Source organism: Microcoleus sp. K4-B3, from assembly GCF_036704615.1.
Lineage (GTDB): Bacteria > Cyanobacteriota > Cyanobacteriia > Cyanobacteriales > Microcoleaceae > Microcoleus.
On the sequence record NZ_JAUBSF010000038.1, the window covers coordinates 41,215 to 55,933 of the forward strand.

General features: G+C 51.1%; 8 protein-coding genes. 4 read left to right on the forward strand and 4 right to left on the reverse strand.

Annotation, left to right across the window (positions count from 1 at the left end; all coding sequences use genetic code 11):
- Positions 1 to 63: 63 nt before the first annotated feature.
- Complete coding sequence (locus tag QUA78_RS17350; protein WP_333301161.1) at positions 64 to 672, reverse strand: hypothetical protein; 609 nt, start codon at positions 670 to 672, stop codon at positions 64 to 66.
- A gap of 464 nt (positions 673 to 1,136) precedes the next feature.
- On the opposite strand from QUA78_RS17350, the gene QUA78_RS17355 reads away from it, so the two are divergent.
- The 3 genes from QUA78_RS17355 (at position 1,137) to QUA78_RS17365 (ending at position 3,845) form a co-directional block, all read left to right on the forward strand.
- Positions 1,137 to 1,313 carry an SDR family oxidoreductase gene (locus QUA78_RS17355; RefSeq protein ID WP_333301159.1) on the forward strand — a complete coding sequence of 59 codons (177 nt, stop codon included), beginning with the start codon at positions 1,137 to 1,139 and terminating at the stop codon, positions 1,311 to 1,313.
- A 182-nt stretch (positions 1,314 to 1,495) separates the two neighbouring features.
- Positions 1,496 to 2,593, forward strand: a complete 1,098-nt coding sequence (locus QUA78_RS17360) for a DJ-1/PfpI/YhbO family deglycase/protease (protein ID WP_333301157.1) — start codon at positions 1,496 to 1,498, stop codon at positions 2,591 to 2,593.
- Between the two features lie 547 nt (positions 2,594 to 3,140).
- Entirely contained in the window at positions 3,141 to 3,845 is a 705-nt protein-coding gene (locus tag QUA78_RS17365) for a rhomboid family intramembrane serine protease (protein WP_333301156.1), read from the forward strand.
- Between the two features lie 96 nt (positions 3,846 to 3,941).
- Here QUA78_RS17365 and QUA78_RS17370 read toward each other — a convergent pair whose 3' ends face one another.
- The 3 genes from QUA78_RS17370 to QUA78_RS17380 form a co-directional block, all read right to left on the reverse strand.
- A complete protein-coding gene (locus tag QUA78_RS17370) occupies positions 3,942 to 7,088 on the reverse strand; it encodes an Ig-like domain-containing protein (protein ID WP_333398934.1) in 3,147 nt (1,048 codons plus the stop codon).
- 34 nt (positions 7,089 to 7,122) lie between these two features.
- Positions 7,123 to 10,464, reverse strand: a complete 3,342-nt coding sequence (locus tag QUA78_RS17375; RefSeq protein WP_333301152.1) for an Ig-like domain-containing protein — start codon at positions 10,462 to 10,464, stop codon at positions 7,123 to 7,125.
- A gap of 402 nt (positions 10,465 to 10,866) precedes the next feature.
- Positions 10,867 to 13,077, reverse strand: coding sequence for a recombinase family protein (locus QUA78_RS17380; RefSeq protein WP_333301150.1), 2,211 nt, complete (start codon positions 13,075 to 13,077; stop codon positions 10,867 to 10,869).
- Positions 13,078 to 13,129: 52 nt separating this feature from the next.
- Between QUA78_RS17380 and QUA78_RS17385 the strand changes: the two genes are divergently transcribed.
- Complete coding sequence (locus QUA78_RS17385) at positions 13,130 to 14,491, forward strand: proton extrusion protein PcxA (RefSeq protein WP_333301148.1); 1,362 nt, start codon at positions 13,130 to 13,132, stop codon at positions 14,489 to 14,491.
- The last annotated feature ends 228 nt before the right edge of the window (positions 14,492 to 14,719 follow it).

The window sequence follows — 14,719 nt, forward strand, 5'->3', positions numbered from 1 at the left end:
AAAAAAATTATATACCATTCTTTTTTGGAAGTGGTATTAATTAATTATTTGACGCGTTATTTGTTACTTATTGCACCTATCGCTGGAGTTGTAAACAATGCTACTGAAGCGTCCGTCAACAGTTCCCACTTCCACACAATACCCCGTCTGATTTTCTACATAATAGGCACTTTTGCCGCCGTCAAAGGTTTCGGTTGTGCGGTAGGTGTAGCCCCGTCGTTGCAATTCTCCCTCTGCTTGCCCCGCTTTAGCTCCCACGAGGTCTTTTAATTTGGGAGGCACGGTACTATAGAGGTTTTCAGGGGTATTACCTTTGTTGATAGTAGACGCGGAAGAGGGAGCGCGTTCGTTTTGATAGACGTAAACCGATTCGTCGCTAAAACGAAAGATGGTCGCCGGGCCGTCATTTTCTCTCAGAACTGACATCTGGTTTTTATACAGATATTCGTTCTCACCATTGGGTTTGAGTTCATAGGTAATGCCATCTTCCCGTTGAATGCGGATAAAGCCTTGACGCTGAGAGAAGGTGCAATTGACGACTTTCGATGCGCGGTCTTCCCCCCTGGGATAAATGTCACAGCGAGAATTAACGGTTTGAGCTTGGGTTGCTGAGGCGATCGCCAGGGTTGAAAAGGTGACGACAGCAGAGAATAGGGCGTTTTTAAACTTCATTTTTGACCAAATTCAGAGTTTAGGAGGGTGAATAAAGTGATAGTGCTTGAATTTCACTAGCCTGGTACTGTAGGAACAGTATTCATATTAAAGCTTATCAAACATCAAATAAACTCGACCAATTTTGTTCACCATGAAGCCTCTAGTTCGTTTATTCCTCCTCTCCATGACCAAGAATTTCTTGATGGTACCCGCCACGTGATTGATTCCACGGATCAATCGAAAGCATCTGGAATCTAAAATCCTCAAGCCCCCGACTCGATCCGTGGGGTCAATCCAAAATCTAAAATCTAAAATCTAAAATCGAATGACCGCGATCCCCTCCTGGGTTGCCATCCAGGGTTATTACTGAGTTCGTCCGCTAATTCGACCCCATTTCAACAGTAACCATTGCCACAACTCGGCTTTTCTGTCAATAACCTGGATTTGTCTGTGAACCCCAAAAAAGACTCACAGATTGTTGGTTGTCTTCTCGCCTTGTGCAGGAGTATGGGGAAGCTGAAATCGTGCGCGATATTCCGATCGGCAAAATCGCTCCTCCTCAAGATGTTGCCAATACGATCGCGTTTTTAGCGTCGGGTTTGGCTGCGCACGCTACCGGGACTACGATCGACATTAATGGAGCCTCTTACGTGCATTGATGCGATCGCACAACTTGCACAAAACATCTAATTGTAGGGTGCGCATCGGGCACTTTACGACTACCTCCAAAGACTCACGAAGGCACATTTTTCCTAGAACCAATTTATCACTTTAGCCAGACGCGAAAACAGCAACAAATGAATTAAGTTTATAGAAAAGACTAGCTTAAGGGAAACTGATTATGACAGCCGATAACAATAGCCAAACCAAACGAGTTGCCATACTCATCGAAAATGGAGTTGAAGATTCGGAATTTCTAGTTCCTTACAATGGCTTAAAACAAGCAGGATTTGAAGTAGTTGTCCTCGGTTCGCGGACAAACGAAAAGTATGCAGGGAAACAAGGAAAACTTGCCATGCAAGCTGACGGAACTACCACTGAAGCAGTGCCCGCAGAATTCGATGCAGTGATAATTCCCGGCGGTATGGCTCCCGATACAATGCGGACTAATCCCAATACAGTACATTTTGTACGTGAAGCATTTGAGCAAGGAAAAATCGTCGCTGCTGTTTGCCACGGCCCGCAAGTTTTGATTGAAGCAGACTTGCTGAAAGGCAAAAACGCGACGGGTTTCTTGGCAATTAAAACAGACATGATCAATGCCGGAGCTAACTACATCAACGAAGCTTTAGTAGTTGACGGCAATTTGATCACTTCCCGCCAACCGGGAGATTTAGCAATATTTACCACCGCAATTCTGGCTCGCCTCGGTTACGGCGGAAAAGCAGTCGGTTTGCCAGAAGAAACTGACACAAGTGCAGAATGGTGGAAATTAGCTAATGGTTGGGGTGGCTCAACACAAGGCGACATTGTTAAAGGTTTGAATACTGCCCTCGCAGGGGAACGCTATGCTTGCGAAGCCTTTCAAAATTATGCGGAAAAAACTCAAGACAGCGATTTGCGATCGCTCTTGAGAGAAATCATTCAAAATAAACAGCACCACATCCTCGCTCTCGAAAAACGCCTCAACGATTTCGGCGAAAAACCCTCAATTCCCGCCCAAATTGCTGACAAATACGCTAAATTAAAAGCCTCGATGCAAGGAACCGATGAAACGTTCTTGTTGCGGAGCACTCTGGGTGATTTGCAAACCGGTGTTGTCGATATCAACAACCTGCGGGTGAAGTTCACAGATCCCGTATCAACTGCCATTTTGACAGAGATAGAATCTGATTTGTCCAAGTGCGAGCAAGCCGTTGCTAAACTCTACCGCGCCCGTGCAGTTTCCCAGGAAATTAAGTCGCCTAAACCTTCGACTAGCCCTGCTGTAAAAATGTAATCAGCAAGGAGATAAATAAGTTTGTAGTTTTTTTGAGAGGTGAAAACCCGCACCAATATCGCAACTACAAACTTGCTCTGCAATCCTACAATCTACGCTTTTGCGGTAAAATAAAACCCAACACTAAAAAGCAGATATTCAACTAACTGCAAGGTGGAGGGTTTTATTAAATGGGTTTTATTTTTTTTTCAGCGGGACACGGGGGGTTTGAAGGAAGCTTGCGGCATCGGGGGGCGGTACAAGCCCCCGGATTCATGCGTGCACCAATAAAAAATATAGTATCCGATAACTAGCCCCCGGATACATCCGTCAAGTCATTTTCTTCAATTCTAAAATCTAAAATCTAAAATCTAAAATCTAAAATCGATTAACCAGCCCCCGGATACATCCGTCAAGTCGCTTTCTTCAATTCTTCAATTCTAAAATCTAAAATCTAAAATCTAAAATCTAAAATCGATTGGCTTGTTCCCTCTTCCTTTAGACAGGAGACACCTGGGCTATAAATGCGCTACTGTGTTGCCAATATTTTGATGAGGAAAAAAAGGCTGTGGTTCCCTTACGCGATGACAATCCCATTAGTATCACTCCCTACGTCACCTACGGGCTGATTGCCGCAAACATATTAGTATTTTTGTACGAACTCAGTTTAGGCGATCGACAATTAACCCAATTCTTCTACTCTTGGGCCGTAGTTCCTTGTCAGTTAAGCAATATGTGTCGGGTTGCTCTGCCACTTTCGCCATTTCCCGAATGGACGACACTAATTAGCTCCCAATTCCTGCACGCAGGTTTTCTCCATATTGCCGGAAATATGTTATTTTTGTGGATTTTTGGCAACAACGTAGAAGATCGTTTAGGACACGTCAAATTTTTAATATTTTACCTTACTTGTGGCGTTTTAGCATCACTAACTCAGTGGTTTTTTTCCTCAGCATCGCCCATTCCGTCCCTGGGTGCTAGCGGCGCGATCGCAGGCGTCATGGGAGCTTACATTCTCAGATATCCCCAAGCAAAAGTTCTGACACTGCTTCCCTTGGGAATTTTTATTACCACCGTCAGAGTCCCCGCTTTCTTCTTTCTAGGGTTTTGGTTTGCACAGCAAGCATTGAGCGGGTTGGCTTCGTTGAATGCGCCGGCAAGTGTCGGCATGGAATCCGGCGGAGTTGCTTACTGGGCCCACGCCGGCGGCTTTGTTTTCGGCGCTATTCTCGGCCCTTTATTGGGATTGTTTTCTGAACATAATGAAATTTAATTTTTAACCCCCGATTAACGCAAATTAACGCAGATAAACTGCCAAGAATATCGGCGTTTATCTGCGTTAATTTGCGGTTAAAAACCTCTTATCTTTTTAGATAAAAGTAAAGTCAAATTCCGAAAGAGAAGAAACCCCCGTTACACCATTTAACTTCGCCAAAATGCGAGAGTCGCTGCCGGTGGCGTTATTGCCATTGCCGTCATAAATGATGTAAGTATTGCCACCGGAATCGTAGGCAAACAAGAAAGCAGTTCCTCCCAGAATATTTGCAGAAACAGTTGTCTGCACTTCCAGCAGAACTTGGGTGTTACCGCTGAGATTGGCAAATCCGGGGGCAAAATTAAACTGATCGGCGATCGGCACACCGAGACCGTTAAAATCAGTAATCACATCGTATCCGCCCGCCGCGATCGCAGCATCGATCGCCGCCGAAGAAGCCGCATCAAAAGCCGGCCCACCTTGTGCAGGGCTGGTATAGCGGAATTGATTGCTGCCGCCGCCCCCCGTCATGGTATCTGCGCCGAGGCCGCCTACGAGCACGTCGTTATCCAAACCGCCGTCCATGCTATCGTTGTCGCCTTGACCGTCAATAGTATCGCTGCCCGCTAAACCGTTCAAATTGTCCGGCAAAGAACCCCCAACCAAATTGTTAGGCCCGCTATCAGCCGGCAATATTTGAACGGTGACAGTACCTACGCCCGGAATTGTCCCGAACCCGTCGCTGACGCTGTAGGTGAAAGCAGTTGTACCCGCTACGTTGCCGGGGATGAACTGCACTTGAGAGACAAGATTTACAGCTATCCCCAGTTGCGGTGTGCTGACATTGATAATGCTGAGCGGCCCTTTTTGCGGGCTGGAATCGTTCGCCAGCACGTCGATGAAAGTGGGCAGCAAATTATTCGTACTCGTAAATACGATGCCGTCATTGACAGCAATGGGCGACAGGGTAGTTGGAACAGTTACGGAGGTATCGAAAGAATTGATGTTAATCGCCACTGACGCTGCTGCCGTGCCGCCTTGGTCGTCAGCTACGCTGTAGCTGAAAGAACCGGCTTGCCCGATCGCGTTTGTTCCAGGTTGGAATTTCAGCCCGAGTAAATCCTGAACTGTTAACTTTTGGTTCACGGTGAGGGGGTTCGTACCTGTAATTACCTGACCAAAAGTAGGATTGGGAAGTCCGACTACCGCGATCGACAGCGGCTGGCCCTCCGGGTCGCTGGGCGCCGAAATGCTCAGAGACAGAGGCAAATTCTGCAAACCAGTCAACGTCTTGCCCGCTTCCACGATCGGCGGCTGGTTAGGAGTCGGAGATGTAAAACTGGGCGGAGTCGGTCCCCCGCCGAAAGGCGGAGGAGTTGGGGTCGTAGCAGTTGGAGTCGGGACGATGGAAGGACTCGGACTCGGGGTTGTCCCGCCCGCAGTCGGAGTCGGAGTCGGACTCGGAACCTGTGTCGGCAATGTCCCCGGTGCCGGAGTCGGACTCGGAGTTGTTCCCGGCGACGCAGTTGGACTCGGAGTTGTCCCCGGTGATGGTGATGGAGTCGGAGTTGGTGATGGAGTTGGAGTCGTCGCCGGAGTCGGAGTCGTCGCCGGAGTTGGAGTCGTCGCCGGAGTTGGAGTCGTCGCCGGAGTTGGAGTCGTCGCCGGAGTCGGAGTCGTCGCCGGAGTTGGAGAAGGAGTTGTCCCCGTCGGTGTCGGAGTCGTCGCCGGAGTTGGAGAAGGAGTTGTCCCCGTCGGTGTCGGAGAAGGAGTTGTCCCCGTCGGTGTTGGAGAAGGAGTTGTCCCCGTCGGTGTTGGAGAAGGAGTTGTCCCCGTCGGTGTCGGAGAAGGAGTTGTCCCCGTCGGTGTCGGAGAAGCACTTGTCCCCGTCGGTGTCGGAGAAGCACTTGTCCCCTGAATGGTGAAAGGATTGTCGTCTACGCGCGGTATTTGATCTGTAGTGAACCTAGATTCATCTAGCGAGTTCGATCGAACATCAATCAACACCGCCAAAAATTCCCCAGTTCGCCTGTCCGTAATAATCGTGTTGCTAGAATTCGAGCCTTGGCCCTGGAAAATTTCTAACTCTGTAAAGTTCAGACCTCCAGCCAGACCGATCGAATCTCCCGCATTAAAATCTCTAATTACATCAGCATCGCCGATTTCGCGGCCGCCAGTAGTGAGAAACCCGTTGCCAGCAGGCGACGTGCCCACCCTACCGAGAACAAAGATATCCGATCCGTCCCCTCCTGTCAGAGTATCCGATCCGCGATCGCCCGAAAGAATATCATCCCCAGCATCTCCAGACAGAGAATCATTCCCGTCGCCCCCGAAGATCAGGTCATCACCCTCGCCGCCGTCACCAGTATCGTTACCAACACCGCCGGTGATGACATCCCCGCCCTCCTGGCCCAACAAAATATCATTGCCCCCAGCGCCAATCAGGCAGTCGTTACCCGTGTCGCCAAAAACAGTGTCATTGCCCTTGTCGCCAAAAATCAGGTCGTCCTCGCCACCACCGCGCAGACAGTCATTGCCTTTACCGCCGTACAGCGAGTCGTTGCCTTCAGAACCGAAGACAATATCGTTGCCCTGGTCGCCAAAACCTACGTCATCGCCCTGGTCGCCAGAAACCAAGTCATCGCCTTTACCGCCCCGCGCCGTGTCATTGCCGCGCCCGCCCTCAACGATATCTTTACCAGCGCCGCCGTTGAGAGAATCGTTACCGTCTTCGCCCCTAACTAGATCGTCTCCGTCCCGACTCAGAAGCGTGTCGTCGCCGCCACCCCCGGAAATCGTGTCATTGAACAAGCTGCCGATTAAATAATTATTCCCATCATTTCCCACAACTAAGCCATCGACAAAAACTGGCTCTGGGGGAGGCGTGGGAACTGTCGGAGTTGGCCGGGGCACCGGGGTGATCGAAATGTCCGGGCCCGTCCCGGTCATCGTCGTCGAAGTCCCGGTCATCGTCGTCGAAGTCCCGGTCCCGGTCATCGTCGTCGAAGTCCCGGTCATCGTTGTCGAAGTTCCCGTCCCGGTCATCGTCGTCGAAGTCCCGGTCATCGTTGTCGAAGTCCCCGTCCCGGTCATCGTCGTCGAAGTCCCGGTCATCGTTGTCGAAGTCCCGGTCATCGTCGGGTCCGTCCCCGTCATCGGGTCCGGTACCGTGCCGATGATATCCAAAATATCCCCGTTCTCATTCACTAACACGAACGGTGGCTGCCCTTCGAGAAAACCTGCTGGTACTGCACTTGGCATTGTTCCGACTCCTTGCGACGCTACTCAAAAACTACTAAATAAACTTAAAGTCAGATGCAGTAATGACGGTGCTGAGCGCTCCCGGCACTGTAGGAATAGAATTCAAAACTCCCAAATCGAAAGCTGGGAGACTGTCATCTGCCACATTCGGGTCGAAGCCGAGAACGTACTTGTTAAAAGTATTGTTCAGGTACACGAAGAAAGCTCCCGTCTTGCTCGAACCGTTTTGATTCTTCAACACTGCATTTACTGCTTGAGCGTTATCAAATTTAGATTCAAACAAAATGACTGATTGCTTGCTGATGTTGTCGCCGCTAGACCCGATATTCCTGACGATAAAACTGGTGAAATCGAGAGTAGTTCCCGAGTTGGTTAAGCCGGCGAAATTTGACGACCTGAACAAGAATCTGTCGGTGGCGCTGCCACTGGCGTTAAAGTCCGCAATCACGTCCACGCCTTCGCTGGGAGTTTCGTAGTAGAAGAAATCATCGCCAGCATCGCCAGTGAGCAAGTCAGAACCGGCACCGCCACCCAAAATGTCATTGCCCGCACCGCCGGAAAGCGAGTCGTTGTCATCGCCGCCCAACACCAAGTCATTGCCGAAGGCGCCGCTGAGACAGTCGCTGCCGGCACCGCCGTCGAGAGTGTCGTCGCCCGCTTGGCCGTCGAGGGAGTCGCTGCCGGCCTCGCCCAACACGTAGTCGTTGCCCGCACCTCCTAGTCCTGTGTCGTTGCCTTCTCCACCCAAAATCGTGTCTTCGCTGTCGCCACCGGAGAGGGAATCGTTATTGATACCGCCGTCGAGCAAGTTTCTGCCCAGTCCGCCGTCGAGGATGTCGTCGCCTGCACCGCCGTCGAGGGAGTCGTCGCCTATGCCACCAAGTAAGGTGTCGGTGCCGAGTCCTCCAAGTATCGAGTCGTCACCGGATTCTCCCAATATCGAGTCATTGCCTGTTCCGCCGTCAATGGTGTCGTTGTTGTCACCGCCCAAGAGGTTGTCATTGTCATTGCCGCCGAACATCAGGTCGTTGCCCAGTCCGCCGATCAGCGAGTCTATGCCGTCTTGGCCGTCGAGGGTGTCGTTGCCGAGTCCGCCGTCGAGGGAGTCGTTGCCGATCGCACCCACCACCGAGTCGTTTCCTGCTTCACCGAATTCGAGGTCGTTGCCGCCACTGCCGTCGATGATGTCGTTGCCGTCGCCCCCAGAGAGGGTATCGTCGCCAGTCCCGCCGAGGATGAAGTCGCTGAGGTTGCTGCCTGTAAATGTGCTAGCCGGCAGTGCACTGCGATCGACAATATTATCTACCACCGTGATGCTGAAGGATGCCGGCCCGATCGTTGCAGACCCGTCGGAGGCTGTAAACGTGAAACTGTCGCTGCCACCTGTCGCCAGCAGGTTGTATTTGACAATGTTGTTGTTGATATCGTCTTGCGTGAATTTGCCGCCGACGTTGAGAAAGGTGGTGCCCCTTTGGACAAAACCTCTGGTAGCGTCGGGGGCTTTGGTAATCGTGTAAAAGATTTCCGACGGCGTGTTGTCGGGATCGGTGACTAACAAATCCGCTGCGGTGATTGTCTGGGTAGGAGAACTTTTGGCAACCACCACACCATCGTTAATTACTAGCTGCGGCGGGCTGCTGACGCGGATGGTTGCTACCGCTTGACTTGTGCCGCCGTTGCCATCTGAGATCGAGTAGCTGAAGCTGTCAGTACCCGAGAACCCCTGATTCGGCGTGTATTTGAATACGCCGCCACCCAGGGGAACCAGGCTCCCCTTGCCTGCTGGAGTAAAAGTCGTGACAGTAAGAATGTTCTTGTCCGCGTCAGTGTCGTTCAACAGAACGTTGAGACTGAGTTCTTGACCCGCAACCGTGGTGAAGTTGTCGTTAACTGCTCTTGGAGGCTGGTTAAGGATGGGCGTCGGCGTCGGCGTCGGGAACGTTGGCGTCGGCGTCGGACTTGCTGTCGGCGTCGGGAAAATCGGCGTCGGACTTGCTGTCGGCGTCGGGAACGTCGGTGGCGGACCGTCTGTCGGCGTCGGTGTCGGACTTGCTGTCGGCGTCGGTGTCGGACTTGCTGTCGGCGTCGGCGTCGGACTTGCTGTCGGCGTCGGCGTCGGACTTGCTGTCGGCGTCGGCGTCGGACTGTCTGTTGGCGTCGGCAGGGGAAGCGGAGTTGCGCTGCCGGGAACTGTGGGGGCAATTACAAATGAGCTTCGCCCTAGGGTTCTGCTGTCTACTCCGGGCAATACTGCTAAGAAGTCGCCGCTGACGCCGTTGCGAATAATCGTACTGCCGGCTTTGGTCTCGGTGCTTTGGAAGATTACCAAATCTTCAAACTTGAGGTCGCCACTTAACCCGATCGCATCTTCGCCTTGGCGAAAGTCTGTGAAAATGTCGGCATCAGCGAGGTCGGGGCCGCCTGTGGTGAGAAATGGCGGGTTAGTGCCGTTGCTGCTGCTGCCGCTGGGGGCACTGAATGCACCGATGACGAAGACATCTCTGCCTTCGCCTCCTGCCATTATGTCTTTGCCTGCTTCGCCCCAAAGAACGTCGTTGCCAGCACCGCCGTCCACAATATCGTCGCCGTCGCCGCCGAATACGATGTCGTCGCCGTCGCCGGTAAAAAATGTGTCCCCGCCGGCGTTTCCGTATAGCCAGTCGCCTCCTTCGTTGCCAAATAGCAAGTCTTCGCCGTCGCCGCCGAAGAGCGAGTCGTTACCTTGGTCGCCCCAAACGATGTCGTCGCCTCGATCGCCCAAAAAGCTATCGTCGCCAGCACCGCCGCGCAAGCTGTCGCTGCCTTTGCCGCCGTAAGCCGTGTCTCTGCCTTCGCCTCCGATTACCGTGTCGTTGCCGTCATTGCCGTAGAGCAAGTCAGGGTTATTTGCCCCGTCGAGGGAGTCGTTGCCTTTGCCTCCGTACAGGGTATCGAGTCCTGAACCGCCGTCTAGAACGTCGTTGCCAGTCGCGCCGAACAGCACGTCGTCATCGTCGTTGCCAAATACTAAATCGTCGCCGTCGGCTCCTTGAAGGTTGTCGTTGCCTTGCAGCCCGGAAACCACGTCGGGCCCGGGACTGGCAACTAAGGAGTCGTTGGTTTCTGTGCCGCGGAGCACGCCGCCGATCGTTGCGGGTAGGGTACCTGTGCCTCCGCCCAATGTGTCGTCTATGCCGCCAAATGTGTCGTCCCCGGAGGGAGTTGGTGTTGGACTCGGAGTTGGTGTTGGAGTTGGTGTTGGAGTTGGCTCTGGCGTCGGAGTTGGCGCCGGCGCCGGAGTTGGCTCTGTCACCGGAGTTGGTCCGATCGTTTCGTCACCCCCGAGGTTGAATATTGGCCCACTTCCGAGAAATCCTTGTGGTACTGCACTGGGCATTATTTTGGCTCCTTTAAACGACGATCCCGATTAACTTTAAGAACTGATTAGTATCAGTTTGTTGCCACAAATCTGGCTTAAAATTGATTAATAATCCCGATCATTTCTAGCATACTAAATCAAAACTGCAACGGCTACAGATATTTTTTAAGCCGGGCATCTTTTGATCTCAAAATATTAATGATTGCACGTTTTGATGCCTATTTTGGGTATACTTTAATATCGCCCCATTTCGATCGAAGGTACAAGTCTGGCTTCGACTCAGCCCAGGGTATTTATCCAGAAGGAAAAAAATAAAAATCTTCGTATTGATATTTTTTTCTTTCCTCCTGCCAAATGCCGAATACATATGTGCCTCTTGCCTTCAGAAGCCGAATGCCAAATACATAAGAGCCGAATGCGTTAAGCTGACTGCTGACAAGAAACAGAGCTGTGAATGAGGGGCAGAAGCGGCCCGGTTTGCTCTTGTCCGTTGACGGCTAGTTCGCTGTGGCAAAGGTAAAGCAGGGAACAGCGACTTAACAAATCTAGCAGAATTCGCCGCAGCCGCTGTTGGTCGGCAGCCGTTTCCTCTTCGGTTTGCCAGGTATGCCCCTGTTGCGATCGCAAAAATAAGGGAGCACCAAACAATGTCGCCGCACCGCCGCTCAGCCACAGGGGCGAGCCGGCATCCAGCCAAAAGTGCCATTTGTGGGCGCGGCGGCTGCTGCGGTACTGGAAGATGTTGGCGAGGGTGACGGCTTGGGCTTCTGGGCCTTCTGAACGGACTGGAAATGGGTTGGCGGTGACGGTTCCTTGGCGCAACAACTGGATGAAGCGGGCGATCGTTTCTGAGTCGCCAGCGTTTGTTGGTTCTACGCGCTGCAAACGCCCCTGTATTTCCCAGTAGTGGCCGGCGGTTTCCATTAACTCGCGCAGGGCTGCTAGCCGATCGTAAGGGAGGTATCTATCGTTCATGAGAAATTTCTGGATCGCTCGATCGAGCAGGGCAATTGGACTCGGCAACAGCCGCTCCTGCTGTTGCGACCGCTGTTGTTCGATCCACTCCACAATCTGCTCGTATGCAAGAGCGGCTCGGTGTCCCAGTCTGTCCCACCGGGGAAAGGCTGTAATTGCCAGCAATTGAGGTCGATCGATATCTGGGCAAAAACAGTGATCGGCGATTAAACCTGCTCTCACTTGGTCGATCGATTTTTGATTTGGGATTTGAGATTTTAGATTGAACGTGGGGTTGGAATCTTCTGTTTCCAATGAACGGTGTTTCTGGCTGCCCAACACTACCAGCATTTCGGCTGCGCCGTCTCGATCGACTAAACGGCCGAGTCCCGGATAAACTAACGCTAACAAAGTGAGCAAAGCTCGAATCTCTGGCGTACTCGATAGGGGACGCTGATCGTTGAGGGAGGTGGCCGCGATCCGATCTCGGGCGAGAATTTCCGTTAAACTATAACGGGCGATCGCATCCATCCCGGGAGCAATTACGGCGATTTCCTGCGGTTCCACGGCTTTTGACTTCACCGCATCCACGATAATTTCGGCGGTTTCTCGCAGCAATTGAGCCCGGGAAGTGGTTTGGAGCGATCGAACCGATCCGGGCAAACTCAAGCCTAAAGGATAAAAACCCTCAGAATTAACGGCTAAACTTACCGCTAAATCCCCAATTTCTGGGGCTAAACCGGCTTTGGCGTCCAAATTTTCCACGCTTTGACAGCGGTTTTCGAGTCGGGCTAGGTATTCCGTGTCAGCCCCCAAGCCCAAACGCACTCCTCCATCCCGATTGTAGGAGAACGCCCCCGCCGCACCTTGGTCGAGCATTCGATCGAACAAATGGCCGCTAATCGCCGGATAATCGTCAACATCGTCTGCGATCGCAGCTTGGTATCTAGAAGCCAAATGCTGCTGGTAAGTGGCATCCGGCAACAAATAGCGCCAGTAGAGTTCGCAAACAATCCCGTAAGTCAGGAGCCCCCGCGTCAAGCACCATTCCCGCCACCTTTCCAGCAACTCTCCCATGCTAGTCCACAGGTTGTTCGAGCCGCCGTCACCAGCAAATCCCTGTTCCAGAATGCTGGGAATCTCTTCTCTCGGCGTACCGCTGACAGCAGCAAGTTGTAATAAGTCTAGTGTTCGACGCACCATTCGGTTTGGGCTTACCCCTGTTTGTTGCAAAATGCCTTCGTCTAGTTCGCGACGCCAGACTCTGGCGGCAAGTTCCAGTTCTGTTTCAGGTTGCAGCCGCAGGGGAAATTGAGCCCTCAAATCCAGCGACTGAACTAGCAGCGGCCAAAATAGCAATACCTCCTGCTCAAAAAAACCGAAGGGTGTTGTCGAGTGAAAGGTATATTTTCCTTGGGTAGCGACGGCGATGCGATCGGCCAATTCTAGCCGGTTGTCTCCGTTAGCTGCTAAGACTAAAATTGCTGGGGCAGTTTGTCCGGCCCGCCGCCGCCCGGAACGCCACCGGTCTGAAACTTTTGGTGGCACAGGCTTGACAGTTTGGCTCCAAATGCAGAACTGCTCGACTAAACGAGCGGTTTTGCCACTGCGGGCGGCTCCGACAATCCAAATTGAATCCGAGGCTTCGGTTCCGAGTTTATGTAAATTTGTTACCATACCGTGAATACTTTAATCACTAATGTCTACAGCCAACTAACCAGCTTTAGCTATGAATACTTCTCCCTGGAACAGGATTGTAAAATATCTCTACAGCGCTCACCAATGGTATCGAGAAACGCCTGACAGGGCCCTAGAACAGGCTTATGATGCTGCGTTAGCAATTAAGGCGATCGAAGACGAGCATTTTGGCGGCCAAAAAATCTCCGCTCGATCGGGAGATTACGGACACAGCACCCTGTCTTACTTTAAATCCGAACTGCAAAAATACCTCAAGGTCATCCAAACCCGAATGGTTGAGTTTAATGCTAGCCGTTCTTTTTTGGAACTGCCGGAGCGAGTTGGGGCAAAACCGAAGGCGGGGCAAAGCGCGGATCATTATCAGCACGGATTACATCTCGACAATAAAGATCGAGCCTCTCTTGTGTTTGAGAAGCTAGAGTTTATTGATGGAGTCATCGACAAGTATATTAATAATAGTAAATCAACTGCAATTGTCCCGGTTGCCACTTCAGTAAATCAGCAGGTGAAATCTACAAATAGCAGATCTCAACCTGACGACAATAAAGGTTCAGCTAATTCAGTTCAAATTCACGAGGGCGAGGTTGATACTAACTTTGAAGAGGTCAATCTATTGCCTCGCTCGCTTTTGGGAACTTTGAATCGAATTACTAAAGAGTTAGACCCGGAATCTGAAAAAGAAGTAGTTAAAAATTTCCGCAATTCCAAAGTAAAAACAGTCATTTCTCTGAGATTTATTTTGCTTTTGATTTTAGTTCCGCTGTTGACAAATCAAATTTCCAAAAACTTTATAGTCGGGCCGGTAGTTGACCATTTTAGAGCCAAGCAAAATGCTCCAGTATTCCTAAATGTTAACCTGGAAGAAGAAGCCTTGGAAGAACTAGAGAGATTTGAGCAGCACCTCAAATTTCAAAGGTTAATAGGCTCGGCTCCGTCGCTTTCTTTAGAAGAAACGGAAAAGAAGATTGCCGATAAAGCAGTTGAGCTAGCGGAGGAATACCGCTCTGAAAGTGGTGGGGCTATTAAAAATATTTTTGCAGATTTGATTTCCTGCATAGCCTTTGCCGCGATTATCGTCACTAACAAGAAAGAGATTGAGATTTTAAAGTCTTTCATGGATGATGTGATTTACGGCCTCAGCGACAGTGCTAAAGCTTTCGTAATTATTTTGTTTACGGATGTGTTTGTCGGATTCCACTCGCCTCACGGCTGGGAAGTAGTTCTAGAAGGTGTATCGAGGCATTTGGGGCTGCCAGAAAATAGGCAGTTTATATTTCTGTTCATTGCGACGTTTCCAGTTATCTTGGATACGGTATTTAAGTATTGGATATTCCGCTATTTAAACCGGAGTTCGCCTTCGGCAGTTGCTACGTACAAGAATATGAACGAGTAATCAGCTAACGACAAGTTAAGAACTGCCGATCGACATTGACATCTTGCAACAAGTCTCAATAATGGCTGCAATCAGCTATTAGGCATCACTCCGCAGTCTGTTGGTTCGGGAGAATGCGATCGCCCTCCGTATCCCTCAAAAGAAATCAAAAGCGATCGGGAGTATGTCACTTTTGTAGTGAGTAATTATACTCAGGCAGCTTGTCTCTGATTTCCAATTAACCCGTTC

Coding starts and splice junctions, on each gene's coding strand:
- QUA78_RS17350 (WP_333301161.1), bottom strand. CDS start 672: ATGAAGTTTAAAAACGCCCTATTCTCTGCTGTCGTCACCTTTTCAACC.
- QUA78_RS17360 (WP_333301157.1), top strand. CDS start 1,496: ATGACAGCCGATAACAATAGCCAAACCAAACGAGTTGCCATACTCATC.
- QUA78_RS17370 (WP_333398934.1), bottom strand. CDS start 7,088: ATGCCAAGTGCAGTACCAGCAGGTTTTCTCGAAGGGCAGCCACCGTTC.
- QUA78_RS17375 (WP_333301152.1), bottom strand. CDS start 10,464: ATGCCCAGTGCAGTACCACAAGGATTTCTCGGAAGTGGGCCAATATTC.
- QUA78_RS17380 (WP_333301150.1), bottom strand. CDS start 13,077: ATGGTAACAAATTTACATAAACTCGGAACCGAAGCCTCGGATTCAATT.
- QUA78_RS17385 (WP_333301148.1), top strand. CDS start 13,130: ATGAATACTTCTCCCTGGAACAGGATTGTAAAATATCTCTACAGCGCT.